Origin of the sequence: Natronohydrobacter thiooxidans (genome assembly GCF_001884735.1) — a bacterium.
Classification (GTDB): domain Bacteria; phylum Pseudomonadota; class Alphaproteobacteria; order Rhodobacterales; family Rhodobacteraceae; genus Roseinatronobacter; species Roseinatronobacter thiooxidans_A.
This window is the reverse complement of record NZ_MJAP01000036.1, coordinates 14,811-41,132: the sequence shown is the minus strand read 5'-3', so window position 1 is coordinate 41,132 and position 26,322 is coordinate 14,811. Positions and strand designations below refer to the sequence as shown.

The following is a 26,322-nucleotide window of genomic DNA, read 5'->3' as shown; positions in this document are numbered from 1 at the left end:
ACACAAATTGAGGATGACCCCTTTTATCTGCGATCTGGAGCGGCGCCGGGTTGTCGACCTGCTGCCGGATCGGGACCCTGCCATGGTTGAGGCATGGTTGCGTGCCCGCCCGGAGATCGAGGTTGTCGCCAGAGACCGTAACGCAGGCTATGGCGGCGCTGTTTCGCGCGTCTTGCCTCGGCATCAGCCGCGTCGTTGGGCCGCAAAACGATTCACTGGATCGTTTTGTTGTCCGCCTCACTCTGGCGCTTCACGAACGGCTTGACGTAGGCGGGCGGAATCAGCCGGACCTCATGGCCAAGCTTCCCAATTTCCCGCCCCCAGAAGGGGGCACCGCCGCAAGCTGCCATCGCGACAACGCATGGCTGCATCTGCCCGAAGAAAGCCAGCACCTGATGCCGACTCAGCTTTCTGTGCAAAATTTAATGCCTCGAAGCGTCAGCACCGTTTGCCTGGAAGCCCTGCTTTGCTAGGTCGAGCCCGACTGTGCTAATCTCCGACATGACCGTCCTCCTTTGTGGACCCTCACAGACCCACCTTGGCACAAAGGTGCCGTTGGGGGGCGGTCACATCATCAAAGCTGAACAGCACTATTCTTCGGCAGTACGATTTGCGGTTGCCACTGCGAACTCTACATGCAACATACCGGTATGGTGGTGGCTGGCGCACTAATTCAGATAGCTTTGAAGCTCAGACCAAAATGCTGGGCATTTGCCGCGGCAGCCAGATGAACGTGCAGAATACGACTGACAAAGGAAGAAGATGAAGCACACTTGGCGTTGGTTCGGACCCCGAGACCCTATTCACCCAGAAGATATTGCTCAGGCCGGCGCGCAAGCTGTCGTTTCCGCGTTGCATCACGTGCCCAATGGCGAAGTCTGGACCCGCGCCGCAATCGCTCAACGCCAGCGCGACGTAGCGCTTGCCTCGGATGGCATGCCCTCTGGGCTTTCTTGGGAAGTCGTTGAAAGCTTGCCGGTCAGCGAGGATATCAAGAAACAAAAGGGTCAGTGGCGCACCCATATTGATACCTACAAAGCCTCTATGGAGAATCTGGCCGCTGCCGGAATACAGGTTATCTGCTACAATTTCATGCCAGTTTTGGATTGGACACGCACGGATTTGCGGTGGCGTCGATCCACCGGGGCGCGCGCAATGCGCTTTGATATGGTTGATTTCGCGACCTTTGACATACATCTGCTCCAGCGCCCCGGCGCGACAGAGGATTTCGCGCCTGCCGTTGTGAATGCTGCGGCAGAACGATTGACAGCGATGGATGAGTCAGACCGGAGATGTCTCGCTGATGCGATCACCAAGGGTTTGCCGGGCTCGACGCAGGCCATGGATCTGGGCGCAGTGCGTGATCATCTCGCGGAGTATGGCGCGATCAGCCCGGATCAGTTCCGTGGCTACTTCATCGACTTCCTGTCTGAAGTTGTGCCATTGGCAGAGCGGCTTGGCTTGCGTCTGTGCTGTCATCCCGATGATCCCCCCTTTCCTCTGCTTGGTCTGCCGCGCGTTATGTCGACTGCCGCTGATTACGAAGCCGTTTTAGGGGCCGTCGACAGCCCAGCCAATGGAATGACGCTTTGCTCCGGCTCGCTGGGCGCGCGGGCAGATAACGACCTGCCGGCCATGATGGAGCGTTTCGGCCCAAAGGTTCATTTCCTCCATTTACGGAACGTGCGTCGCGAAAAAGACGGTTCGTTCTTCGAGGATGAACACCTGGAAGGCGAGACTGACATGGTTGCCCTTATCGCAGCTATCCTGCGCGAAGAGGCCCGTCGTCGCACCGAAGGCCGCACAGACTGCGATATCCCGATGCGACCCGACCATGGGCAAGAGATCGTGGACGACTTGCGCCGTGGTGGGCAGCCCGGCTATCCGCTAGTGGGGCGCCTGCGCGGACTGGCAGAGTTGCGGGGCGTGGAGCGCGCATTGCGTGTCACGGGGGCCTTCGCATGAGTGTGGTCGACGGTTTCCTGCATCCTGACCGGTTGCTGCCTGCCGATCCGAGCCTGCGCCGGATTGCGCGCACACTTTATGAAGATGTGCGCGAACTGCCGATCATCAGCCCGCATGGTCATACCGATCCGGCATGGTTCGCCACGAATGCGGCTTTCACAGATGCAGCCAGCCTGTTGGTCACACCTGACCACTACTTGCTCAGGATGTTGCACAGCCGCGGGGTTCCCTATGATGCACTTGGCGTTGCGCGGCTGGATGACGTGACGGTCGCTGATCCGCGCGCGGCTTGGCGCTGCTTTGCCGAGCACTACCATCTTTTTGCGGGCACGCCTTCGTCGCTGTGGCTTGATCACGCAATGGGGGCGGTCTTGGGATGCCCAGAGCGGCTGACTGCGCACAATGCCGATGCATTGTTCGATCATATCAGCACGGTTCTGGCCGAACCTGCCGCTCGGCCCAGGGCATTGATGGACCGTATGGGGGTCGAGGTCATCGCGACCACGGACAGCGCACTGGACACGCTCGAACACCACGCACAGCTTGGCGAACAAGGCTGGCAGGGGCGCGTGCGGCCAACCTATCGCCCAGATGCAGTGATCGACCCCGAAGCGCCGGGCTTCGCTGTTGCCCTAGACCGTCTTGGCGCGCTGACCGGGAGCGATACCGCTGATTGGTCCGGAATGATCGAGGCGCATCGCTGCCGCCGCGCAGCATTCCGCGCCTTGGGAGCCACCGCAACGGACCATGGCGCCCCCTCTGCGCTGACCGCCGACTTGCCGCTGGCGGAATGCCAGCGTCTGCTGACGGGTGCCCGCGCAGGCACCTTGACCCCGCATGAGGCCGAGCTGTTCCGCGCTCAGATGTTGACGGAAATGGCGGGCCTCTCGGTCGAAGACGGGATGGTTATGCAACTGCACGCCGGATCGCAGCGCAACACCGATCGACACATGCTGGCCACGCGGGGCCCGAATATGGGTGCCGATATTCCAAGTCGGACTGATTGGATCGGTGGACTGGACTCGCTGCTAAACCGGTATGGACATGCGGCAGGGTTGCGGATGATTGTCTTTACGCTGGATGAAAGCGCCTATGCGCGAGAACTGGCGCCTATGGCGGGGTATTGGCCCTGTCTGATGCTGGGTCCGCCGTGGTGGTTCCATGACAGTAGCGAAGGAATACGCCGTTTTCTGGAACAGGTCGTAGAGACAGCTGGTTTCGCCAATCTTGCCGGGTTCAATGACGATACCCGCGCGCTCTTGTCGATTCCAGCGCGCCACGATGTATGGCGCCGCGGTGTGGCCAGCTTTCTTGCGCGCCTTGTTGCCGAACACCGCTTGGATCAGGAAATGGCTGCACATCTCGCAGCAGATCTTTCTGGGAATGCTGCTAAAAGGTCTTATTTGCTGTGAAACATCCTCTTTCAGAACTGGTGCGAAACCCAAACCGCCCCCGCGCTGGTATACTCCATCTTGGGCCAGGTGCCTTTTTCCGTGCCCATCTGGCCGATTATACAGAACAAGCTATTCAAGCGACCGGCGGCGATTGGGGCATTGAGGCTGCGGGGTTGCGCAACAGCGAGACCGCACGCCAATTTTCTGCTCAGGATGGATGCTTTTCGCTCTTGGTCCGTGACGGAACCGACACGACCGCGAAAGTCTTGGGTTCAGTCTTGGGCGGGGTCGCAACGGAAGATATCTTGGCGCGTATGAACGCGCCTGATCTGCGCATCGTGACGCTTACGATAACCGAAAAAGCCTACGGGCTTGATTCTATGACTGGCGGTCTGAATTTTAGCGATCCCGCCATCGTTGCCGATCTGTCTGGCGATACGCCCCCACGCAGCGCGGTGGGACTCATAGCCGCCGGGCTGGCGGCGCGTCGCGATTCGGGTCGTCTTCCGTTCACGCCGCTCAGTTGCGACAACCTTTCGGGTAACGGCGCTCTTCTGCGCCGTTTGGTTCTGGATTTCGCCGCCATGCGCGATCCAGAATTGGCCGAATGGATCGCGACAGAAGTACCCTTTCCCAATACTATGGTAGACCGTATTACCCCAGCCACCACCAAAGACACATTGGACGATGCACGACGTTTGACCGGTGCCGAAGATCTGCTGGCCGTAGAGACAGAACCGTTTCGGCAATGGGTGATTGAGGATCGTTTCGCGCAAGGTCGCCCGGACTGGGACCGCGCAGGAGCACTCTTCGTTGAGAACGTCGCGCCATATGAGGCGATGAAGTTGCGGATGCTCAACGGGACGCATTCACTCATCGCGTGGCTGGGCTTGGCTGCGGGACACGAGTATGTGCGCGATGCGATAGCTGATCCCGCGATCAGCCGCGCTGCGCAAATCCATCTTTCAGCGGCAGCGGAAACTTTGGAACCCGTGCCGGGGGTCGATATTTCAGCCTATGCGGCTGCTCTGTTGGAACGGTTTCGCAACCAAGCCATTGCACATCGTCTAGAGCAGATTGCGATGGACGGAACGCAAAAGCTGCCCCCCCGCATTTTTGCCCCTGCGACAGAATTGTTGAAGCGCGGTGGTGATACTGACAGTTTCGCCCGGGTCATGGCGGGCTGGATCTGGCATGCCGTGCAACATGACCCCCTGCACGATCCACGGGCCGAAGACATTCGTGCGTGTCTCGTCGGCATTCCACGCGCTCCGGGCGCTGTGACAACGGCCTTGATGGGTTTACCGGGACTCGTTCCTTCGCCTCTCCGAGAGGATCCGGTTTGGAATCGGCAGGTTGCCGAGCATGTAGCGTTCCTGTGCCGAGGTGAGAAATGATCCGAGTCGTAGCCGTCGGCGAGTGCATGCACGAGCCACAAACCCGCGGAACGGGGTGGCATTTGAACCATGCAGGTGACACGTTCAATACGTTATGGATGCTGCGCGCAGTTCTCCCGCCTGATTCCTAGGCAGATTTCATTACCGCCTTCGGGGACGATCCATTTTCCGAGCGGCAGCTCAATTTCGTGGCGTCTCAAAGGATCGGTATTGCGACCAGACCACGCTTAAAGGGGGAATATCCGGGGCTGTATGCGATCACATGGGATAGCTTGGGCGAACGGTCGTTTTCCTACTGGCGGTCAGACAGCGCTGCACGACGGTTGGCGGATGATCGGGCTGCGCTGCGTCAGAGCCTAACAGGTCGTGATCTCATCCGTGTTTCAGGGATTACCTTGGCAATCCTGACAGAAGAAGCGCGGCGAAACTTGCACGACGCGTTGACGCGCGCCAGAACCGAGGGCGCAAAGGTTGCGTTCGACACAAATCGGCGCCCTGCGTTTTGGCCTGATGCGCACGACGCCCGGAAAGCTATGACCGAGTTGCTCGAGATCAGCGATATTGCTTTGCCAAGCTGGCCGGATGAGAGAGTGTTGTTCGGCGACGCAAGTCCCGAGGAGGCGTGCAGACGTCTCAGGTCTCTGGGCGTTTCAGAAGTCGCGTTAAAACTGGGTGCGGACGGTGTCTTGATCGTTGCGGAGGGCGTGCAAAAAGTTATACCCGGTCTGCGCAATATCATCCCGCTCGACACCACAGGCGCAGGGGGCGGATTCAACGGCGCTTACCTCGCCGCACGTCTGATAGGTCATCCGGTCGAGATCGCTGCACGGATAGCCATCAAACTGGCGGCTGAGGTGATCGAAGGCTATGGCGCTTTGGCAAAACCCGACGCCTTGCGTCGTTGTTGGGCTGAGGCGAACACGCGCGCTCTGATCTGATCGGGCCAACCCATCGAGCGACCGACCAACTCACACTGTGATGAAATTGCCAGCTTGATCGCCATACCATTCATCGCAACCTGCCAAATCTGTCTTGCGTGCGAAATCGCGCAACACAGCGCCATTCATCTGCGCAAGGTGCGACGACTTCTGCGCACGATCCCCATCCCAATATTGCCCGAGGATCGAAAGAAGACCATCCCTGACTGGCGCAAGCTCCGGGGCACAGCCAAGATCGTCTGTTTCAGCAGCGTCATTTTCGAGATCGAACAGTTGGACATTCTCGTACCCGTGATGCTTCACGAGCTTCCAGCGCCCCTGTCGGATCATTGCGGAGGGTGAATCCCCTTTGATGTCTGCGAGTTCTGAGATTACGACGCGGCCATCGTCTACAAGCGCACCGCGCCGCAGACCTAACGAAAGGTCAACCCCGTCCACTTGGGGTAGCGATGTGGCACCGGCGAGAGAGAGAAAAGTTGGTGCGACATCAAGAAGTGAGGTTAATGCATCTGTTGTCCTGCCCGCCGGAATCGTCCCCGGCCAAGAGAACACCAGTGGCACGCGCGCCGATTCTTCATAGAAATTAGACTTCCAGAAAAGCCCATGCGCACCGAGGCTTTCTCCGTGGTCGGAGGTATAGACGATTAGCACGTTCTCCGTCCCGAGATACCGTTCGGCTGCACCGAGGACTTCGCCTATCAGTCCGTCAAGGTATTCTACCATGCCGCAATATGCGGCGCGAACGCGGTGCAACTCTGCAGCAGTTACATTCTCAACCCCTCGGTTCGCAATCCACTGACGTATCGCAGGATGACGCCCGGCTTTCTCGGTCTCTGAAGACATTTCCGGAATTGGGAGAGCGTTGAAATAGTGCCGGAAAAAGTCGGGCGGAGCGACGAAAGGACAATGCGGGCCATAGTAGCCCACTGTCATGAATATGGGATCACTCGTCTTGCGGTCAGCCAGATGCGCAATCGCTGCGTCCGTCACCGCGCGGTCAAACTGGAGCACCGCGGAGTTGCCTCCACCGGATTTTTCAATAGCAATTCGGCTTTGCCCCGGTGTGCCAGTAAGGTCACCGTATTGCCGTTCCCTCAGGCCTCGCCCTGGCGCACTTGGCGTAATGTCGCCCACAAGGCGATTCATGTATCCGTGCCGCTGATCAGGTCCATTGAAATGCATCCGTCCCACGAGGGTGGTTTCATAACCCGCTACCGCAAGGGCGTGAACGAAAGTCGGTTCGTCGCTGCGAAGAGCCTGTAGGTTGTTGTAGACACCGGTATGAGACGGTAGCCGCCCTGACAGAAGAGATGCGCGGCTGGGCACGCAAAGAGGCGAGGCACAGTAGCAGTTTTCCAATGAGATGCCCGAGGCGAGTAATTGGTCAATGTGCGGCGTGCGTACATAGGGGTGCCCGGCCGCGCCTATCAAATTAGGATTGTGCTGATCCGACAGGATGAAGATGATGTGCGGGCGGACTTCAAGTGACATTTCGTTCATCCGTTTATTGTTTTGCAGCGTTTCGGGTGGAACGGAAACTGCTGATCAAAACCAGTGCGACGATCACTATGACCACCGCAGCCAAAGGCCGAAATAGAATGAACTCGACGGTATTTATATTGCGGGCACCGGCGATGACGATTGACCTTCGAAAATTCGACTCGACCACGGGACCAAGGATAAAACCCAAAACTACAGGGGCCACAGGAATCCCTGCTTTGCGGAAGAAAAGCGCCATAACTCCGAAGATCACCGCGATAACCATATCCGAGAAGCTGTTGCGTGCACTATACGCCCCGATAAGTGCGAAGACAGAGACCGCGGGTACGATCAGCGTCATGCGCACCTTTGCTATCAATGAAAACCATGGCACAGCAAAAATGCCGATCAGGCACATCACCAGAACGGTAAAGAGCATGCCGACCATGAATACATAGGCAAGATCGGGATTTTGAGAAAAGAGGCGCGGGCCCGGCACGAGGCCGTGCAACGTCATTGCGGCGTAGATGATCGACGCCGTGGCAGAGCCGGGAATGCCCAACGCCAAAAGTGGAATCAGCGCGCCGCCGACAGCAGCGTTGTTGGAAGTTTCCGTCGCTGTAAGTGCCTCTGGGTTACCTTGCCCAAAGGTTTCGGGAGATTTCGAGATCCGTCTGGCCTCACCATAGGACATGAATGAGGCAATGGCCGCTCCGGTTCCCGGAATGATCCCCGCGATCACGCCGATCACCGATGATCGCGCCATCAACGACCAACGCGCCCTCAAGTCGCGCCAGACAGTGCTCACACCGATTTTTTCTAACGCCGTGGCGACAATCACTTCCTTGCTACCTGCGCGGGCGAACTGGGCTATCATTTCCGACAGGGCAAATAATCCCACGATAAGCGGAACGATGTGCAGACCGGCCCCTAAATAATCGATCCCGAAGGTGAAGCGATAGCCGCCTGTCACCATATCCTGACCGACCATAGAAAGCATAATTCCGACGCAAGCCGCAAAAATACCCTTCCAGAGGCTATCCCCGGTCAGCGTACCGACCAAGGTAAGGCCCAGCAAACCGACAAGAAACAACTCTGGCGGCCCGAATCTGAGAGCGACGCTCGCCAACGTCGGGGTGAGGAAGATCATGGCGAGGACACCCATCACTCCGCCGATCCCCGACGCCAAAACCGAGATGATCAAAGCCTCGCGCGCCTGTCCTCGTTTCGCCATGGGATGCCCTTCGAGGGTACTCATGACCGCTGTTGCCGTCCCCGGAATATTCAGCAGGATGCCCGGAATGACCCCACCATAGGAACCGCCCATGAAAACACCCCCCAGCAGGAGCAACCCTTGCGCCGGATCCATGCTGTAGGTGAATGGCAAAAGCAATACCACTCCGATAGCGGCCCCTAGACCCGGTATCGCCCCTAGGATAACGCCTATCACGGTGCCGACTGTAATCCAAAACAACGTCGAAAAACTGAGAAGCTGTGCGGCGACATCAAGGAAGAGAGCCATCAGGAGAACCTCGGAGAATAAGACGGGACCCAGAGGGTCCCGCCGATTGAAAGAAATGATGCAGCCGTCACTGACTCACAAAAGCTTCGCGATTGGTTTCGATTACGTCGCGCAGCAATGCGAAATTCTCTTCAAGATAGGCCGCGATTTCAGCGCGCCCCCGATACATCGGGATCTCGTTGATCTCGCGCAACCTGCTGGGCAGAGCTTCTGCTGCAATCGCATCGAAGGCGGCGGCATATGCTTCGACAACCTCTTCTGGGACCCCTTCTGGCAAAACAAAGATGCGTGTGATCTCGTCTGCAAATTCATAGCCTTGCTCGATAAAGGTTGGCACATCGGGAATGCTCTCGAGTCGCTCCATGCTGGCCACCCCAAGAATGGCCAAATTCTGGTCACTCGCCGTATCCGCAAAGGTTGCCGTCAGAATGCCTGTATCAGAAGCACCCCCCATCACCGCAGTCAGCGTGCCGTTACCGCCATCAAACCGTAGCGGTGTCAGCTGAACGTCCATGGCTCTCTGTGCCAGCACTGCTGTTACCAAGGGGCCGGTGCCGGGAATGCCAATCAGAACTTCACCGGGTCGTTCCGCGGCGTACTCAGCCAATTCCTGTGCCGTGGCATAGGGTGCACCCGGTGCTGCGAGGATCAAGTCAGCCGTCACATTGACGCCCGCGAGATACTCGAAAGAACTTTCGTCATATCGCATTCCCTCGCCGAGAAGTACGCCTGTGATCATGCCACGGTTGCTGCTGATGGCCATTGTATAGCCATCTGCTTCTGATGAGATCAGTTCGTTCAGACCGATCACACCAGAGCCGCCGGGGCTATTCTTTACCACCAAAGTCACGCCCATCTCATTGCTCAGCAGATCTGCCACAACACGCGCCACGCGGTCGGTGCCGCCGCCTGCAGGTTCTGGCACGATCATCGTTATGGCTCTTGTCGGAAAGTCGGATGTCTCTTGCGCTAGTACGGCACTTCCGTTTGTCGCAAGGACAAGCGCAATTGCCGGAACGATCATTGCACGGCGTCTCTTCATCAGTGTCATGGTCCCCTCCCTAGATTGAGTTGACTCCCTCGCGTCGTCAAAAGCCGCGACGAAGCCTATTCTTGCTCATGGCAAATTTATCCGCAGCATCTGCGCGAAAACGACATAGGCGATGAGGACCACTGCGCTCGCGAAAACGCACGAATTGGCAGCACGGCGAAGCCAGTGTCCACTCGCAGCTTGAAAAGTCGTTACTGCATGGGTTGCCGCTGAGAATGCCCAAGCCGCCCCCCAAAAACCGGTCAGCGGGAAGGCCAACAGCATCGCTCCGATCAGCACAGCGAAGATCAGTTCGAACTTTGGGAGTACAAGGGGGACCGGTTCTTCTCGCGTTCGCCCGATTGTACCGTAAAGCAAGGTGCATAGTGCCATCAGAAGGCCTAGCACAAGCGGCAGAACACCGCCTCGGCTTTCGATGTCCAGTGCCAGCGCGATCGTGACGCCAGAGCCGATGGCCATACCGACGACAGTCAATGGCTCAGCCTTCCAAGGTCGAAGACGATTCCCGCTCAATTCTACCCCTCCCAAGGTTTCGTAGCCCCAATATGCCTGCCGAACCGGGCTTCGGATAATGACAGATATCGCAAGGCTATTCCTGTGGGGAATAGGTCCGGTCAGCGGTTTGCAGCGCTCAGGCCCGCATGGCGTTTCATCAGTCTGCAAATCATTGAAATGGTAGCGAAATCAGCCATTGATTTTCGATAGGTGAGTCCAGTGGGGGCTTCCCAGCGGACCCCCTCCACCTCTATCTCCCGCAACTCTGATCCTGGAAAGGCCTGCGCTAGGGGCTCGGGCATGCAGGCAATGAAGTGGTGGTCTGTCAGCATCTTCAGCGCTATTTGAATGGAGTGCGACTGGATAGCGACATGCGGGTTTGGCAGGTTTCGCCGCGAGAAATAGCTGTCAATCCACGACGCTGCTACGTTGGCCGCAAAAAGCGTCAGCCACGAATAGTTTAGGAGGTCTTCAGGGCGGATCACATCAAGTGCAAATAGCGGGTGATCCTTCGCAACAAACAACGCATTGACCTGGCGGTGCAACGGCAACGTTTCGAACTCGCGCCCCAAACCGTCTTCCGGCCGGGGGACGCTGCCGGCATAACAGATGATTTCGCCTCTTTTCAGCGCTGGCAGAAGTTCCGATGCCGCTCCTGTCGACACCACGATCTCCAGCCCCGGAAAAGCCTCTAGCAAACCGTCCATCACACGCGGGAAGTAAACGATCGAATAGACTGGTCCGCCTCCAATGCGTAGCTTGCCGCCAAGCCCCTTTTTCAAAAGGTTCAACTCGGTCAAGCCAGTGTTCCAAGTCGCCTCGATCTGAAGTGCGCGTTGGTAGAACACGCGCCCCGGTTCGGTCAAAGTAACGCCGGTAGACCGCCGCAGAAACAACTCCATTCCGAGAGTGGCCTCGAGTTGGCGCACAGATTTAGTCAAGGCGGGCTGCGTGATGTTGCCTATTCTGGCTGCCGCACTGAAGCTGCCGTATCGCGCCACTAGTAGAAAATGCTCAATCCGCGAAAGCATCTGCATGTTCACTCGCCTGCCTCCTCCGGACTTGGATGGCGATATTCCTAACCGGAATGGCGGCGAAAAGACAGTCATTCAAAGATGTTTTGGTAGTTGAGCGACGCTGAAAATTGATGGGGCTGATACCCCGCCCGACGACATTGCACAGTTCTGATGAAATGTAAGCCACATCACTGGTAAGAAGTCGCATCTATGGAACGAGCTACCATCATTGCGCAGAGTTTGGCAAAGCGGTTTTACAGGTTCAAGGCATTGATGCCGACCGCAACATCGCCATGTGGCGTCACTTCCTTACAAGCAGATTGCTGAAATTATTTCAGCAATCTGCTCAGACGCTCTAGGGGCGCGCATTCCCGCAAATTTGATGCCTTGGCCGCACGACCCACCAGGCTCCGAGTGCAACGATTAGGATCTACGCATCGTCCTTAAGGGGCGAACCACCACGAACAGACAGGGCAACAAGATCGACCGCGGAACCCGCAGCATCTGAATCAGAAACCGGGTCGAGCCGAGCATGAAGACGAACATCATCAGACTCGCTACAATCACCGAGGTATAGATCGCATAGACAACGCCGGGAGAATTGACGAACATCAGAGGCCCGGCTGGACACCCTGAATGGTCAGCGCTGTTGATTGCCACTTCTGTAACAGGGCCTTTCGAGTCAAGTTAGTTTCTCCACAAAAGCAAGCCCCGCTAGATTTCGTATCTGCGGTGTGAGGTTCGCATCTCACATCTATTGTGGGATAATGGCGTTGCCGTTTGCTCAGGTTGCCGAGGGGTTTCCCGCGCCGGGGTGATGCTTCTGTCCGTAGTCAGCGCTGAGGCTGCCACTCTATGCCAAGTCCAGGAACGGTTCCCGCGTGCCTGTCTGAGATGCGTGTTCAGCCATGTACTGGCCGACCACAAGTGGCATTTCCGGCATCATCGGGGACCGCGTCCCGGGTGGAACCTCGGTGAGCCAGCACCATGGGGCGTGGCCAAAGCCTCCTTTTCTGTTGGTGTTATTGTCGCCTGCGCTTGTGAGGTTAGGGCTTACGCGGCCGCAGCTTTCGTGGCGTCCGGTCGGGAAAATTGGAATTCCGTGCCACACTTCCACATTCGATGCAAAACCACTCCGATCCGTCTGGCGAGTGCAACCGTGGCGCGTTTCTTCCCTCGCCGCTTGGCGACACGAAGCGCCCATGCGCTTAACCAGTTTGGACGGCCACGTTGTAACATCACCGTCGCAGCCTGATACAGAGCTGTGCGTAGCCCCACATCCCCAGCACGGGAGATCTCACCGATGATGTCGCGCTCGCCAGATTGCTCGCGTCTAGGGGTTAAGCCAACCCAAGGACCAACATCTTTTGAAGAGCGAAAGCGCTGGGGGTTATCGACCGCTGACTTGACGGTCAGTGCAACGAGGGTGCCAACCCCAGGCATGGTCATGAGCCGGCGGCACACCGGATCTGTCTTGGCGTGATCGCGCAGAACTTTCTCCAGGCTCGCTTGCTGCTGGCGCAGTACACGTCGTGCAGTCAGGATTGGCTTTGTCGCAACTTCCAGCATAGGGTTGCCCTCGGCCAGTTCCTGTACCCGCTCTTCGAAGCGACATTTGGCAACGCGTCCCATTTTCAACCCGAAGTTTCGCAGAACACCGCGGATCGAAAGTTCAAGATTGATCGCCGCCTGCTGGATAGCTTTGCGCGCGGACAAAAGAGCGCGCATCTCCTGCGCTGACATCGATTTGCGGTGGACGGGCCGGAACCAGCCCATTTGCAGAAGCCGGGCAATCCCTTCAGCATCCCGACGGTCAGTCTTTATCGGCATACCCTTCAGTGCCCCCTTCACGTGCCGGGTCTCCATCAGGACAGCGCCAAATCCAGCTTCGGTCAAATGCCGGTGCAGCCATTGCGACAAGGGGTCGGCCTCCAGGCCCACCGCAACTACGCTCCCAGGCAGCGCCTGCAAAACTTCAATCAGCTCCTCCGGTTCGCTGGTGGCTGTTGTTTCCTTGATAATCGTACCTTGCGCGGTCACCACGCAAATCGCAGTGCTTGCAAGGGAGACATCCAAACCGATATACATTTCTATGTCGTTGTCCTCTCTATTGCCAAGATAGTTGGGGCGCGCGTCACAGCACGACCCCGCAGACACGCCGCACAGCGTGCCAAGGGCAACGACACTTCACATCAAACCGTCATTCAACTCTCAACGTCAGAGATTCAAGCCGAGCCCTGTTACGGCATCTGAGATTTGACCCGGCATTGTCACCGAAATCTGGCCCACCCGGTTGTTATGTTCTGCGTGTCACGATGGCATCAATGCTGGTGTTTCCCTCCGTTTCTTTTTCGCTGTTTCGGAGCTTGCCTTGAAGCGATAGCTGTCGTTGCCGGTCTCCAAAATGTGGCAGCGATGGGTGAGGCGATCGAGCAAGGCGGTGGTCATCTTGGCGTCACCAAAGACGCTCGCCCATTCGCTGAAGCTCAGGTTGGTGGTGATTATGACGCTGGTGCGTTCATAGAGCTTGCTCAGGAGGTGGAAGAGCAATGCCCCACCTGAAGCACTGAACGGCAGGTATCCCAGCTCGTCCAAGATCACCAAGTCGGTTTTCGCCAGCGCATCGGCGATCTTCCCGGCCTTGCCCCGGGCTTTTTCCTGTTCCAAGGCGTTGATCAGTTCGACCGTTGAGAAGAAACGCACGCGCTTACGGTGATGCTCGATAGCCTGGATGCCGAGGGCCGTCGCAACATGCGATTTCCCTGTGCCGGGTCCGCCGATCAGGACCACATTTTCTGCGCCATCCAGAAATTCGCAGCGATGGAGCTGGCGGACCAGAGCTTCACGCATTTCACTGGCCGCGAAGTCGAAGGCGGACAAGTCCTTGTATGCTGGGAAGCGGGCAGCCTTCATGTGATACGCGATCGAGCGCACCTCTCGTTCGGCCATTTCAGCCTTGAGCAGTTGCGACAGGATCGGCATGGCGGATTCGAAGGCGGGTGAACCTTGCTCATGCAAGTCCTGCACGGCCTGCGCCATGCCTGGCATCTTCAGGCTGCGCAACATGATAATGAGAGCTGCACCAGCGGGGTCATGACGCATGGCATGTTCCTCCCGGGGTGCGCAACCCATCGTAGCGCGCGACATTGGCCTCAGGCTCCTTGCTCAGCGTCAAGGCCGCGGGAGGGTTCACATCCGGCTGGTCGGTCGGTTTGCCATCCAGCAGCCTATGGAGCAGGTTCAGCACGTGGGTTTTTGTCGGCACGCCCGCCTCCAGGGCTAATTCCACGGCGCACAGCACCGCCTGTTCAACGTGGTGCAGCACCAGCGACAGGATATCGACCATTTCGCGGTCCCCGCCGGGCTGGCGTAGCATCTTTGCCTGTAACATCCGGAAGGGTTCGGGCATTTCCACGAAGGGCGCACCATTGCGCAGCGCCCCGGCTTTACGCTGAACCACCGCCAGATAATGGCGCCAGTCATAGATCAGGCGCCTTGACTGGCGGTGGGACCGGTCAATGATGCGCTCATGCGTGCAGATTACGTGCCCCTCTGCCACGACCACCAGCCGATCAGGGTAAATGCGCAGGCTGACGGGGCGGTTCGCAAAGCTGGCGGGCACAGAATAACGGGTGCGATCAAAGCTGATCAGACAGGTCGGCGAGACGCGCTTTCTTTCCTCGACAAAGCCATAGAACATTGTGGGGAGTGGCATCAGGGCATGCCTCTCAGCTTCCCAAAGATCGGCGGTGCTTCCAGGCAACGTGCCATGCGCCGTCTCTGCCCACAGCAGCTTACAGCGTTCTTCCAGCCAAGCATTCAGCGCATCCAGATCCGGACAGGCCGGCATCGGCTGCCACATGCGATGGCGCGCGTCGCGAACATTCTTCTCACCCTGCCCCTTCTCCCAGCCCGCAGCCGGATTGCAGAACTCAGGATCGAAAACATAATGGCTGGTCATCGCTGTGAAGCGCGCATTCACATCGCGCTTCTTGCCAAGTCCGACCTTGTCGACGGCCGTCTTCATGTTGTCGTAGATGCCGCGACCCGGCACGCCTTCGAAGACGCGAAAGGCATGCCAATGCGCATCGAACAGCATCTCATGCGTTTGCAGCAGATAGGCCCGAACCAGAAACGCGCGGCTGTGCGAGAGCTTGATATGCGCGACCTGCAGCTTGATCCGCTCGCCGCCAATATAGGCCCAGTCCTCGCTCCAGTCGAACTGGAACGCCTCGCCCGGCGCAAACACCAGCGGCACGAAAGTTCCCCGGTCGGTCGTGTGATAAGCGCGCTGGCGTTCCCGCAGGTTGACAAGCGGTCGCAGCGGAACTCCGGGTTTGCCGCAGGCGATGTTTGGCTTCTACCGGGCCACGCCGGATGTTTTCAGACCAAACCCCCTCGATAGCACTTCCATTTGAATATCGCGCCTCGCGTGGCGGCGCGATTGTCAGCAGGGGCCGTTTGGGCCTTTCTGCAAAGGCAGTGACCTGGCAACGCACGCCGCAGGCTCTGCAAGTTGTTGACAGGTTCCCCTCTTGTGCAGAACCCGTGACCGGCCATTGGTTCGACCAACCTTCCGATCCTGCGCTTGGCCGGGAGTGGACAGCACATGGTGGTCAAGCAAGATCACCGACGACGACCCCCATGTCCTGCCCACTCCCATACTGGCGAAAGCGAAGCTCACCGCACCACAGCCTGAGAATTGTGGCGCGGTTGCGAAGCGATATCCCGAGACCGGCTCACCCGTCGCAGATCACAAGGCCGGGAGGGGGGCCGCCACTACCACCGCCAGCGGGGGCACTTCCTCCGGCTCCTCCGCCGGGCCTGGTCATGTAACGCTCCGACGGGGTGATGCAGTTTTCATCCGGATCATAGGCTGAACGATTGGGCAACGACTCCACGGGTTCCGGCGGCAGCATGGCCCGCAGCAGTTCGATGACTTCTGCATAGCTGGGATCATCGACCAGATTGACACGTTCCATCGGATCGTTCGTGTGGTCATACAATTCCCTTCCCGAACGGCCCTCTTCCCATTCGGTATAGCGATAGCGTTCGGTGCGAACGCTTCGACCCCCAAGGACCTGTGACAAGGCCGGCTTGATCCAGGTCGCGTCCTCCGGATCTTCCAGAAGGCGAACCATGCTTGTACCTTCGTTCCGGGAGTACTGCGGCAGCCCCGCCAGATCGGTCAGAGTCGGGTAGAGATCGACAAGTTCAACAGTTCTGGGTGAACGCTGTCCGGCGTTTTGTGTTCCGGGGACACGAATGATAAGCGGCACGCGCACCGAGTCCTCGAACAGCAACTGCTTCTGCCACTGGCCATGTTCGCCGAGCAGGAACCCGTGGTCGCTTGTGAACACCACGATTGTATCGTCAGCCAGATCCAGTTCCTCTACCGCATCCAGCAAGCGGCCAACCTGCGCGTCGATGAAAGTGGTGGCCGCGTAATAGGCATGAATGAACCTTCGCTGCTCGCCGGGCGTCATGCCCAGATGGTCAGGGGTCCAGGTGCGCGACGCGGGGAGCACGGCAGAAAGATGTTCCGGCGTGTTCTGGGCGATGGCGATTTGCTCGGGCGGATAAAGGTCGAAATAGGCTTCGGGCACGATCTCGGGCACATGCGGGCGGTAGAACCCCGCCGCGATGAAGAACGGCCTGTCATCACCGGTAGCCTGTTCCAGAAGCTCGATGGTCTGCGTGGCCACCATCCCGTCGGTCTGATACTCGTCTTCGCAATCATCGCGCAGATAGGTCAGCGCGGCACCGAGCGGAATTCCGGGTGTCAGGTTTGTCAGCCGGTCGAATGAGTCCATGTCGCAGCCTGAGGGATTAAACCTTTCATCCCATGACTGCGCGTCATCCAGCCCGTCTCGGCCCACGCCAAACGGCACACCCTGATGAAAGACCTTGCCGACCCGGGCAGTGTAGTACCCCGCGTCCCGGAAGTATTCGGGCAGGGTAATGATGTCCGGAAGATTATTCCGCACCGGTGTTGTCAGATCCATGATGCCGTTCGTGTTGGGCCGGGTTCCGGTCATGAAGGAGGCACGGCTGGGTGCACACCAGGGATACTGACTGTAAGCGCGATCAAACGTGACGCCCTGCGATGCCAGACGATCAAGATGTGGCGTGATCGCCTGGCCGCCATAGGGTGCGATCCGGGCGTTCAGGTCATCGGAGATCATGAACAGAACGTTGGGCTGGCGCGCATTCTCGCTCGCAGACAGTGCAGTATCCTGCGCGAGCACTCCCTGAGCGCCCAGCGAGAGCGTCGCTGCGGTGGCGAGTATGGGCGCGCGCAGCGGCCTTTGCCTGTAAGTCATAAATTTACTCCTCTTGTTATCTGGCGGTGCAATCGATCAGCCCCGACGAAGGGCAACGAGAGCGGGTGCCGTCGGTAGTGACGTGGCGCGCAGTCTTGCTGCGCACATAATGATGCTGACCGTTCCCTCAGGGTTCGAGGACTTCCAGCGTGACCGGTGCTGAGGCGACCGAGCCAGCCTGATTGAACACAGTCACCACATAGGTCCCTGCATCATCGGCGCTGACATCAGCCAGACGAAGGGTCGGGGCCGTGGATTCGTTCAATCCATTGGGCGCACGCACAACCTCGCCGTGGCGGGTCCACTGGAAACCCAGCCCGTCGCCTTCGGCTTTGACGGCAAATCCGGCCTCGCTACCGGCTACGACCTGCACGCTGCGCGGCTGGGCCGTGATACGCGGCGCACCGCGCGGTTCGTCCGAGAGCCGGAGCATCATTTCGGCATTGGGATAGGCGGTCGTGCCGTCTTCGGTGATCACAGAATAGGCACTCTCGCGCAACATGTTGGGTGTACCCACTGCAACGCCGTAGCCCCCGTTCGTGACCCGCGACGACAGGGTCAGGGTGACAGTTCCCGCGCCGTCGAAGGGTTCGGGAAGGTTCAGGGGCACGATCGCGGGCGCCCAGCGGACCGTCCGCGGGTCGATTGTCCAAGTGTGGCTGCGGCCATCCGGAAGGTCCAGCCGGGCCTCTAGCGGTGCGTTCGCTTCCGGTTCCATCGGAATGGCCCTTGCGACCGGCTCGGGCGAAAGGTCCGGGGTGCGCTGGAAAACCGACGGGAGTAGCGCCGCCAGCGGCTCTCCCTCGACCCCTTCCCACGACTGGACGACGGTGGAGGTCGACGTGATAGTCAGGCTGGCCTGATAGGGGACAGGCACGCTGGTCCTAACAGGCTGCGCAAGCGGGAATTCGAGGCTGGGTCGAATATCCAGCATCTCGATCCGGCCTTCGTCATCGTATTCAAGTGGGATGAGGTAGAGACCGCCAAGCGCGAGATTGGTGTCTCCTGCCTGCCTGTCGGTATCGGCTGGCGCGCCTTCAGGGTTGGAGCGGTAGCGGGTGGCGGGGATAAGGCCGTGAGTGTTGCCGTCTGCGTCGGGCAGCATGACCGAGCTGTGAACCTGCGCATGTCCGGTATCCTCGGAAAAGAGGGCGGGGGTCACGGGCGTCTCTGTCGAGAAGTCCTCCGGGCTCATCCACGGCCCCGACGGGTCGCGCGCCATCAGGAAATACGACCGCGATGCGATGCAGTTGCCGCACAGGTTGCTGCCGGTGATGTACCACCAGCCGTCATTATAGTGCATTCCGATGCCGCCAAAGATCGTGTCGAAGGCGATCCCGGACTGAACCGCCTCGCTGACGCTCATGCCGGCAACCGGAACGGGGACGGAATAGGCATCGAGCGTTCCGGTCATCTCGTCGTTGAGACGGAATGTGTTGATCCCGCGATGCGAAGTGACCATCCATGTCGTGCCGTCAGGGCCGATATTGATGCCGAAATCGGACCCGAGATTTTCCAGGGTCGGATCGGATTCGTTCGTGGGTCTGCGAATGTTTTCCCACGGACCCAGCGGCGATTTGGCCTCGGCGATGAAATACCGCGACTCGGTACTGCCTCCGGCCTGACCATTCAGAAACCAGAGGACATAGTTGCCCGTCGCCTCGGAATAAACGACCCGAGGCTTCTTGACGACGTAGAGTGCGCCGGTCTCGGGGTCTTGCAGGAACTGGCGGCTGACATAGTCCCAATTCATCAGGTCGTCGGAAACGTATGTGACAAGTCCGCCATAGCGGTAGAACGACCCCGGCTCGGTTGGAATAATGGGTCCCGTGTTCACACCGGGCGAATAATTGAACGTCCCGTAGGTGAAGGACTGCCCGAAGAGGTAATAGCGCCCGTCAAAATAGCGCAGGTCCTGCTCGTCGATGGCCTCCAGGGCATTCCCGTCTGGGTCCATCGTGATGACGACGGGACCATATCTGAGCGGCGCACCGGGTGATGGCGGGAGGCCATGGGCGCCGTCGAGCGGATCGTTGGCAATGAAATGCTGGAATGTCGCAACTTCAGTCAGTGAGCGCGTGGCTTCCTCCTCTGCCGCGACAGCAAAAGGTACAAGGCCCGCTGTCACGAGAAAACTGAGCCCGAGACCTAATCTGTTCATTGTTTCTCTCCCTCCATAGAGTTTCCATGTCTTGATGATGCAAGGCGCACCTCTCTTCAGCGCCGCACAGGCGCGCATCGGTATGGCGGCTATCCGAAGCTTTAACTGCTCGATCCGCCGGGTCGCGGTCTACTGGCTGTCCTTGCGTGACACAGGCTTCTCGACCAACATATCCACCGTCCTTCGTCGCGCGCGCAGGGAGAAGACCACGAACAGCAATGCGCCAAACAGCAGCACCAGCGGAATAGGCCGCGTTACCAGCGGCATCAGGCTGTCATATTGACCCAGCATCTGCCGAAGGTTGGCTTCCAGCGGCGGGCCAAGAAGAAAGCCCAAAATCACCGGTGCAAGCGGGTAGCGGTATTGCTCCAGCAGGAAACCGAGCAGACCGAAGCCGCACATGACCCAGACCTCGAACAGCCTGCCATTCAGCGAATAGATCCCAACACAAGCCACCACGAACAGACAGGGCAACAAGATCGACCGCGGAACCCGCAGCATCTGAATCAGAAATCGGGTCGAGCCGAGCATGAAGACGAACATCATCAGACTCGCTACAATCACCGAGGTATAGATCGCATAGACAACGCCGGGAGAATTGACGAACATCAGAGGCCCCGGCTGGACACCCTGAATGGTCAGCGCACCAATTAACATCGCAGTGACGGTGTCACCGGGAATGCCGAGTGTCATTGCGGTGATCAGTGCCCCGCCGACGGTCGCGTTGTTGGCGGCTTCCGAGGCGACGATGCCGCCCGGTGCACCATTCCCGAAACTGGTGGGCTCCTTCGAGGCGTTGCGGGCTTGAGCATAGGCAATCAGGCCTGCTGGCCCGCCGCCGACTGCAGGCAGGATGCCGACCGTGGTTCCGATCGCGGCCGAGCGCGTGGCGTTCGGCAAGTGTCGCGTAAGTTCCCGCCGGTCAGGCAGCAACTCCCGCCAACCTACGGCTTGGGTCGGCGCACTCTGCCCATCATCACGCGAGAGGGCAGAGCGCATGATCTGCGAAACCGCAAACAGACCGACCAGAGCCGGGATTAGCGGAAAGCCACCATACATTTCGCGGTAACCAAAGTCGAAGCGTGGCAGGCCGTCGATTGCAGATATCCCGACCGAGGCGGCAAGCGCCCCGAGCACAGCCGCGATCAACCCTTTGGACAGGCTCTCGCCGCTGACCGCGATTACGGCTGCCATGGCAAAGAGAAAGGCTGCGACATATTCGGGATAGTGGAACCGCAGCGCGAAGCTCGAAAGGATCGGCGCAAAGGCGATCAGGATGACACCGCTGAAGATCGTTCCGAAGACCGAGGCTGCGATGGCAAGGCCGAGTGCCTTGCCCGCCTGCCCCTTGAGCGTCATCGCGTGACCGTCGGCGACGGTCGCGACAGAATTGGCAGTCCCGGGAATGCGCAGCAGGATGCCTGAAATGCACCCGCCGGTCATTCCGCCCACGAAGATCGCAACCAGCAGGCTGATCGATGGGATGGCGTCCATCTGAAAGGTCACAGGAAGAAGTAGCGCGATCGCCATGGTTGCGTTGAGGCCGGGCATCATTCCCACAATGACGCCTATAGCCATGCCCGCGAATATCAACACGAGGATGATCGGCGATGCCACCAAACTGGCAAGTGTCTGAAAAAGAACGTCCATAACCTATTGCCACCAAAAGGGAAGTGACAGCACCCGCAGCCCAAGCGCGAGATCGAACAGAAGCCAGATGCTCGGTAGGAGGACAGCATTGGCAAGCACGAACCGTCGCAGGCGCTCCCGTGGCGTCGGACCCGACTGCGCTACAACAAAAACCGCCAGAAACAGCGGGGTCAGCAGATAAACCCCCAGCACAGGAAGCGCCAGAACGAAGACCGCGCAGACCGCGAGGATGGCAAGCCCCCGGACCAGACCGACTTCGCCCGGTGCCGTGTCCCGACGCAGTCCCAAAAAGCGTATAACGACCGCGATTGCCAGCACCGCCAGCAAAATTCGTGGCCAGAAGGTCAGACCCATCGAGTCCCATGGCACAGCACGAAACTTGAAGGTCTCTCGGGTAAGGATACCTGTGAGAAGCAGGAGGAGGGCGAGAAAACCCGCCTCCTCCCGGCGCGTGGACCGCGCAGACTTTTGGGGTGGGTCAGTTGCCATCACCAGCCGCTTCGGTCAGAGCTTCGAGGTCGTTCAAGAGACCACTCATGTAATCCTCATAGGCCTCGCCGCGCATGAAGCGCACATCAACGTTGAGCGCCTCCATCTCGGTGACGAAATCTGGGTCTACGGCGATCGCCTCCAACGCGTCGCAGAAACCGTCCACGGCTTCCTGCGGCGTGCCGGCAGGAAACATGAAGCCGTTGCTCTGTGTCAGCGTGACGTCAAAACCCTGCTCGCGCGCCGTGGGCAGATCGGGAGCGACCGAAAGACGTTCCTCTGAAAGAACCGCCAGAATCTTGAGTTGCCCCGCCTCATGCTGCTGGATGACGCCAGCTGTCGGCGTGATCAGAGCAGTGATATGGCCACCCATGACAGCGGCGTTGCGCGCCGGGCCGTCACCCGCATGGACGACATTGATATGGCCCCCGGCCTGTTCATTGAACTGAAGCCCGGCAAATTGCGACAAGGTGCCCCGCTCGATCCCGATGCTGGCACCGTCAACTTCCACGAGCGCCGCAAGATCGGCCAGCGCGTTATCGCCACCGATCCCGGTGATCGTCAGGACCGCGTCACCGAACATGCAGGCGGGCTGGATTTCATCCATGGTGAACGGCGCGCCACCCGTGACCATGCTGACCAGCGTGTTTGTAATATACAGACCGACGGTCTGGCCATCAGGGGCGGCCTGTAGCGCTGCGGACATGCCGACAACACCGCCTCCACCCGAGGTGTTTGTCACGACGACCGAGCTGCCGAGCGTTTCTTCCATCTTGGCGGCGATGATCCGCACCATATTGTCGGTGGTGCCGCCGGGGTTGTACGGCACCACGAGCGTTACGGCGCCAGCGGGCCAATTGTCCTGTGCGACGACTGGGCCAGCCGCTGCAAGCAAGGCCGCAATTGTGCAGCTTGTCAGAATCTTGTTCATGTTCTCTCCTCCACGGTTTCTCTGTACGTATTCAAGCCATAATGCGCATAGACCTCACCCGGCGTCTCATGGGCGAGCAGGTGACGACATGCGGATGCCAGCAGACGGGCCTCTACCTCTGGATCATCCAGAGCGCGCGTCTGATCGGGATCGTATTCGAGATCAAAAAGCTCAGTCCGGATGCCGACGTCGAACGCGTCATGAAGGCCCGGCGGACGGACCGCTTCGGGTCGCGACGGAATTCGCAAAACCTGAAGCCCATTGGTAAAGCCAAAGGGTGGGGCCAATGTGGCCAGACCCAGTTCGTCGGGCGTGAAGGCCGAACTCATATGGATCGGCATAAGCGTATACTCGTTCAGCCCTTCTGTGCTGACATTCTGCGGATACCGGAAAAGCAAATAGCGGCCATCGGTCACAGCGACGGGTCCGCCAAACTGCCCGAAAATCACGCTCTCGCGCGGCGAATTGACCGCCTGAAGAACAGGCAGCAGCGACTGCGCCAGCACCCCGGACGGCACGGACACATTGTGCAAGTCGAGGATCGTAGGCATCAGATCAGGTGTCTGGGTCAGCGCATCGCAGCGGCTGCCGCCTGCCTGACCAGAATCAGGGTGCCAGATCATAAGCGGAATACGCGAGATTTCTGTAAAATAGGGCATGCGGTTCTTGCCCCACCATTCGTGTTCCGACAGCAAAAACCCATGATCGGTTGTCACTATCAGGCAGGTGTCACGCCAGAGATCATGCGCGTCAAAAGTATCCAGAAGGCGGCCCAATTGGTCGTCGCACATGCTGACAAGCGCGGCATAGTTCGACCGGATCTCGGCCCGCGCAGCGGCGTCGCCATCTGCCTTCTCATAGCGTGGCCAGTCCAGGATGCCGCCGCTCCAATCCGTCGGATACATGGCCTTGAACCGCTCGGGCGCGAGGAAGGGCTCGTGCGGATCAAAGGCTTCAACCTGCAGGAACCAGTCGCCCGCTCCCCGATTGCGGGCAAGGAAATCCAACGCATGATCGAAGCACTTAACGGTCGGGTAATCCTTTTCGTCGCGTATCGCCTCGCGGTTGACGGCGTGGCAAAGCTTCTTCCATTCCCACCTGCTCATCTTGCCGCGCGTCGCTGGAAGCGCCGCGGGTATGTCATAATGCGCCTGGTCGAAATCGGAACGGTAGCGTTCGAGCGGTGGCTCCACCTCTGCGCGCCAAGGGTCGTTCTCTTGGCCGCGGACGAATTCCCAAGTGTCAAAGGCTTGAACGTAACCGTTCCCGCCCTCTTCGAAATAATGCATGTGGTCGGTGACGATATGGGAATAAACACCCTCGGCGCTGAGCAGGCGCGGCAGCGAATTGTCGAAGGGTTCGAGCGGACCCCAGGATCTGTGCATGAAGTTCAGTCGGCCCGTATGCAGATCGCGGCGCGCTGGCATGCAGGGCAGCGATCCGACGAAATGGGAATCAAAGGTCACGGCACGCTCGGCCAAGCGCGCGAAGTTGGGCGTATGCACTTCCTTAGCGCCATAAGGCGCGAGTGCCGCAGCGTTAAGCGAATCAAAAACGACAAAAACGGTTCGCAAACTGTTTCTCCCCCCACAGTTCCTGCGAACTAAACAAATATCTCTGACGTAGGATAATAGAATCGGGTATGTTTCAATTCCAAATCGGAATAGGTAACTTATCAACATGCAACCCATCGGACGACTCGAGCATTTTCTGGCTGTCATTCGGCACGGCGGGTTCAACGCCGCCGCGCGGGCAGGCAACGTGACGCAACCCGCGCTTACCAAGTCAATACGTCAACTGGAGGATATGCTGGGTGTCGAGTTACTTGTCCGTGATGCCCGTGGCGTTTCCCTGACCGCAGCCGGCAAGCAGGCCCATGCCCGTGCGATCGAGATCGAGACCACATGGAACGCGCTTTTGGCAGAATTGGGCGCGCAGGCGACAGGGGCAGGCGGCACGCTTCACCTCGGGGCTGGTGCGGTTTATTCGGCGATCCATTTTCCACCGCTGGTCGACGACTTGCTAAGGTCTTTCCCCGGCCTTGAAGTGCAGGTGTCCACAGGATCAACGACAGAACTTTTCCCCGCGCTGCGTTCGGGCGAGATCATCTGCTACGCAGGGACTGCGCCGACCGCGCAGGACGGTTTCGGTCGTGACTTCGAGACGGTGCTTCTGGGCCGACAGGCCAATGCGGTCTATGTGGCAGCCGATCATCCGCTTGCCTTATCCCACCATGTAACTCCGGCCGATCTTGCCCGCTATTCCTGGCTAACGCTCTACAGCGCCCTCAACGCCACCAGGGCGATCGTAAGATATTGCGCGCGCGAGGAGCTCCCGATGCCGCATATTGCGTTACGTGCGCACTCTCTCCGGATCATGACCCGAATGCTGGAAGACCACCGCTACATTGCCTGCCTCCCCGAGCCGCTCGGGACCACATTGGCCAGCGAGGGTCTTGTCAAGTTGCAGGTCGACGACTTCGCGCCGACCTTCGCTACAGGACTTACATATCGCCGCAGCGTAGCGAATTTCGCAACCATCCGACGTATTTCGGTAGTGCTCAGACGACTTACCGGCGAAGGGTCGTCATGACCGGTTATCCAGATCATATGCGACGCGGAAGCCGGTGTTGGAGCTTGCGCTGTCGGGGGTCATCGCCATGCGTGCGGCGATCCGGTAGCGATAGCAATATGAGATGTGACACAGGAATGAGCCGCCCTTGAGCACCTTCTCGTTGTGCTGGCGCGCATCTGCATTGCGCGCCTTCGCTGCCCGCGAGAGCGAGCGGATGCGGAACGGATCGGCGGTCCATTCCCAGACATTGCCTGCCATGTTGTAAAAGCCGAGCGGGTTCGGCGTGAAGCTTTGCGCGGGCGCTGTCCGCTCATATCCGTCTGCCAGCGTGTTTCCGTCAGGAAAGCGGCCTTGCCAGATGTTGCAGAAGATTGCCGCCTCGTCATCAGGTTCGGTGTCCCCCCAGGGAAAGCGTCGGCGCTCGGCCCCGCCGCGGGCAGCGTGTTCCCATTCCGCCTCGCTTGGCAGGCGACCGCCCACCCAGGCGGCAAAGGCCCGCGCGTCATTCCAGGACACCTGCACGGCAGGATGATCCAACCGCTCTTTGATGGAAGACCCCGGCCCTTCGGGCGCGTGCCAACTTGCCCCGTCCACACGGTGCCACCACGGCAGGGCAGAGCCCGCGCGCCGGGCCGCCCGCATACTGTCCGGATCGCCGTTGAACACAGCGGACCAGCCGAAACGCTCGGCCTCTGTCACATAACCGGTTGCGGCAACGAAATCGGCAAAGCGGGCATTGGTGACGGTCGTGGCCTCCAGCGCGAAAGGGCGCAAGGTTACGCGACGCTCCGGCCCCTCGCCATCGATCGGGATCGCGGGCGCATCGGTGCCTATGATGCTGCGCCCGCCGGGAACCGCGATGGCATTTAGGGCGACCCCGCCCTGTGGGGGCAGCGAGGCCGCGGGCAAGGATGCCCCATTGCGCGCGGGCGTACAG

General features: G+C 59.2%; 20 protein-coding genes and 3 pseudogenes. 6 read left to right on the top strand and 17 right to left on the bottom strand.

The window, feature by feature from the left end; translation table 11 throughout:
• Window positions 1–178, top strand: a pseudogene (locus tag BG457_RS20060) (transposase); the annotation flags it as partial.
• Window positions 179–242: 64 nt separating this feature from the next.
• On the opposite strand, the pseudogene BG457_RS19750 reads toward BG457_RS20060, so the two are convergent.
• A pseudogene (locus BG457_RS19750) lies at window positions 243–503 on the bottom strand (IS110 family transposase); the annotation flags it as partial.
• A 259-nt stretch (window positions 504–762) separates the two neighbouring features.
• Between BG457_RS19750 and uxuA the strand changes: the two are divergent.
• From uxuA to BG457_RS18995, 4 genes are all read left to right on the top strand, one after another.
• Complete coding sequence (uxuA, locus tag BG457_RS19010; protein ID WP_071799437.1) at window positions 763–1,965, top strand: mannonate dehydratase; 1,203 nt, start codon at window positions 763–765, stop codon at window positions 1,963–1,965.
• Complete coding sequence (gene uxaC / locus BG457_RS19005; RefSeq protein WP_071799436.1) at window positions 1,962–3,377, top strand: glucuronate isomerase; 1,416 nt, start codon at window positions 1,962–1,964, stop codon at window positions 3,375–3,377. The genes uxuA and uxaC overlap by 4 nt, the downstream gene beginning before the upstream one ends.
• A complete protein-coding gene (locus tag BG457_RS19000) occupies window positions 3,374–4,756 on the top strand; it encodes a mannitol dehydrogenase family protein (protein WP_071799435.1) in 1,383 nt (460 codons plus the stop codon). Before uxaC ends, BG457_RS19000 begins: the two co-directional genes overlap by 4 nt.
• A gap of 140 nt (window positions 4,757–4,896) precedes the next feature.
• The gene (locus BG457_RS18995) at window positions 4,897–5,694 is read left to right on the top strand and encodes a sugar kinase (protein WP_217649540.1); all 798 of its coding nucleotides are present in this window, start codon (window positions 4,897–4,899) and stop codon (window positions 5,692–5,694) included.
• Window positions 5,695–5,724: 30 nt separating this feature from the next.
• Here BG457_RS18995 and BG457_RS18990 read toward each other — a convergent pair whose 3' ends face one another.
• The 15 genes and pseudogenes from BG457_RS18990 to BG457_RS18920 form a co-directional block, all read right to left on the bottom strand.
• Window positions 5,725–7,185 carry a sulfatase family protein gene (locus tag BG457_RS18990; protein ID WP_175546840.1) on the bottom strand — a complete coding sequence of 487 codons (1,461 nt, stop codon included), beginning with the start codon at window positions 7,183–7,185 and terminating at the stop codon, window positions 5,725–5,727.
• Window positions 7,186–7,198: 13 nt separating this feature from the next.
• Window positions 7,199–8,695: a tripartite tricarboxylate transporter permease gene (locus tag BG457_RS18985; RefSeq protein ID WP_071799433.1), complete on the bottom strand. Its 1,497-nt coding sequence runs from the start codon at window positions 8,693–8,695 to the stop codon at window positions 7,199–7,201.
• 67 nt (window positions 8,696–8,762) lie between these two features.
• The gene (locus BG457_RS18980) at window positions 8,763–9,746 is read right to left on the bottom strand and encodes a Bug family tripartite tricarboxylate transporter substrate binding protein (protein ID WP_084657745.1); all 984 of its coding nucleotides are present in this window, start codon (window positions 9,744–9,746) and stop codon (window positions 8,763–8,765) included.
• Window positions 9,747–9,812: 66 nt separating this feature from the next.
• Window positions 9,813–10,259, bottom strand: coding sequence for a tripartite tricarboxylate transporter TctB family protein (locus tag BG457_RS18975; protein WP_139257869.1), 447 nt, complete (start codon window positions 10,257–10,259; stop codon window positions 9,813–9,815).
• 101 nt (window positions 10,260–10,360) lie between these two features.
• Window positions 10,361–11,278 (bottom strand): LysR family transcriptional regulator, encoded by a 918-nt coding sequence (locus tag BG457_RS18970; RefSeq protein ID WP_071799430.1) that lies wholly within the window; start codon window positions 11,276–11,278, stop codon window positions 10,361–10,363.
• A gap of 402 nt (window positions 11,279–11,680) precedes the next feature.
• The gene (locus BG457_RS20770; protein ID WP_071799429.1) at window positions 11,681–11,917 is read right to left on the bottom strand and encodes a tripartite tricarboxylate transporter permease; all 237 of its coding nucleotides are present in this window, start codon (window positions 11,915–11,917) and stop codon (window positions 11,681–11,683) included.
• Between the two features lie 393 nt (window positions 11,918–12,310).
• Window positions 12,311–13,351: an IS110 family RNA-guided transposase gene (locus BG457_RS18960; RefSeq protein WP_071799443.1), complete on the bottom strand. Its 1,041-nt coding sequence runs from the start codon at window positions 13,349–13,351 to the stop codon at window positions 12,311–12,313.
• Between the two features lie 216 nt (window positions 13,352–13,567).
• A complete protein-coding gene (gene istB / locus BG457_RS18955) occupies window positions 13,568–14,359 on the bottom strand; it encodes an IS21-like element helper ATPase IstB (RefSeq protein ID WP_071799428.1) in 792 nt (263 codons plus the stop codon).
• A pseudogene (gene istA / locus BG457_RS18950) lies at window positions 14,349–15,557 on the bottom strand (IS21 family transposase); the annotation flags it as partial. The gene istB and the pseudogene istA, both read right to left, overlap by 11 nt.
• Window positions 15,558–15,996: 439 nt before the next feature.
• Entirely contained in the window at window positions 15,997–17,580 is a 1,584-nt protein-coding gene (locus tag BG457_RS18945) for a sulfatase (protein ID WP_071799426.1), read from the bottom strand.
• 127 nt (window positions 17,581–17,707) lie between these two features.
• Entirely contained in the window at window positions 17,708–19,741 is a 2,034-nt protein-coding gene (locus tag BG457_RS18940; RefSeq protein ID WP_175546839.1) for a family 43 glycosylhydrolase, read from the bottom strand.
• A 129-nt stretch (window positions 19,742–19,870) separates the two neighbouring features.
• Window positions 19,871–21,391: a tripartite tricarboxylate transporter permease gene (locus BG457_RS18935; protein ID WP_071799424.1), complete on the bottom strand. Its 1,521-nt coding sequence runs from the start codon at window positions 21,389–21,391 to the stop codon at window positions 19,871–19,873.
• Between the two features lie 3 nt (window positions 21,392–21,394).
• The gene (locus BG457_RS18930) at window positions 21,395–21,880 is read right to left on the bottom strand and encodes a tripartite tricarboxylate transporter TctB family protein (protein ID WP_071799423.1); all 486 of its coding nucleotides are present in this window, start codon (window positions 21,878–21,880) and stop codon (window positions 21,395–21,397) included.
• Entirely contained in the window at window positions 21,870–22,811 is a 942-nt protein-coding gene (locus BG457_RS18925) for a Bug family tripartite tricarboxylate transporter substrate binding protein (protein ID WP_071799422.1), read from the bottom strand. The genes BG457_RS18930 and BG457_RS18925 overlap by 11 nt, the downstream gene beginning before the upstream one ends.
• Entirely contained in the window at window positions 22,808–24,385 is a 1,578-nt protein-coding gene (locus BG457_RS18920; RefSeq protein WP_071799421.1) for a sulfatase, read from the bottom strand. The genes BG457_RS18925 and BG457_RS18920 overlap by 4 nt, the downstream gene beginning before the upstream one ends.
• A 106-nt stretch (window positions 24,386–24,491) precedes the next feature.
• Between BG457_RS18920 and BG457_RS18915 the strand changes: the two genes are divergently transcribed.
• Window positions 24,492–25,403: a LysR family transcriptional regulator gene (locus tag BG457_RS18915; RefSeq protein WP_071799420.1), complete on the top strand. Its 912-nt coding sequence runs from the start codon at window positions 24,492–24,494 to the stop codon at window positions 25,401–25,403.
• On the opposite strand, the gene BG457_RS18910 is transcribed toward BG457_RS18915, so the two are convergent.
• Window positions 25,398–26,294, bottom strand: a complete 897-nt coding sequence (locus tag BG457_RS18910; protein WP_245771041.1) for a formylglycine-generating enzyme family protein — start codon at window positions 26,292–26,294, stop codon at window positions 25,398–25,400. The genes BG457_RS18915 and BG457_RS18910 overlap by 6 nt on opposite strands.
• Window positions 26,295–26,322 lie beyond the last annotated feature (28 nt).

Excerpts from the sequence above, each read along its gene's own strand:
- BG457_RS18915 (WP_071799420.1), top strand. The coding sequence starts at position 24,492 with ATGCAACCCATCGGACGACTCGAGCATTTTCTGGCTGTCATTCGGCAC.
- BG457_RS18940 (WP_175546839.1), bottom strand. The coding sequence starts at position 19,741 with ATGAACAGATTAGGTCTCGGGCTCAGTTTTCTCGTGACAGCGGGCCTT.
- BG457_RS18930 (WP_071799423.1), bottom strand. The coding sequence starts at position 21,880 with ATGGCAACTGACCCACCCCAAAAGTCTGCGCGGTCCACGCGCCGGGAG.
- istB (WP_071799428.1), bottom strand. The coding sequence starts at position 14,359 with ATGCGTCATGACCCCGCTGGTGCAGCTCTCATTATCATGTTGCGCAGC.
- BG457_RS18985 (WP_071799433.1), bottom strand. The coding sequence starts at position 8,695 with ATGGCTCTCTTCCTTGATGTCGCCGCACAGCTTCTCAGTTTTTCGACG.
- uxaC (WP_071799436.1), top strand. The coding sequence starts at position 1,962 with ATGAGTGTGGTCGACGGTTTCCTGCATCCTGACCGGTTGCTGCCTGCC.
- uxuA (WP_071799437.1), top strand. The coding sequence starts at position 763 with ATGAAGCACACTTGGCGTTGGTTCGGACCCCGAGACCCTATTCACCCA.
- BG457_RS18970 (WP_071799430.1), bottom strand. The coding sequence starts at position 11,278 with ATGCAGATGCTTTCGCGGATTGAGCATTTTCTACTAGTGGCGCGATAC.
- BG457_RS18980 (WP_084657745.1), bottom strand. The coding sequence starts at position 9,746 with ATGACACTGATGAAGAGACGCCGTGCAATGATCGTTCCGGCAATTGCG.
- BG457_RS18945 (WP_071799426.1), bottom strand. The coding sequence starts at position 17,580 with ATGACTTACAGGCAAAGGCCGCTGCGCGCGCCCATACTCGCCACCGCA.
- BG457_RS18925 (WP_071799422.1), bottom strand. The coding sequence starts at position 22,811 with ATGAACAAGATTCTGACAAGCTGCACAATTGCGGCCTTGCTTGCAGCG.
- BG457_RS18935 (WP_071799424.1), bottom strand. The coding sequence starts at position 21,391 with ATGGACGTTCTTTTTCAGACACTTGCCAGTTTGGTGGCATCGCCGATC.
- BG457_RS18990 (WP_175546840.1), bottom strand. The coding sequence starts at position 7,185 with ATGTCACTTGAAGTCCGCCCGCACATCATCTTCATCCTGTCGGATCAG.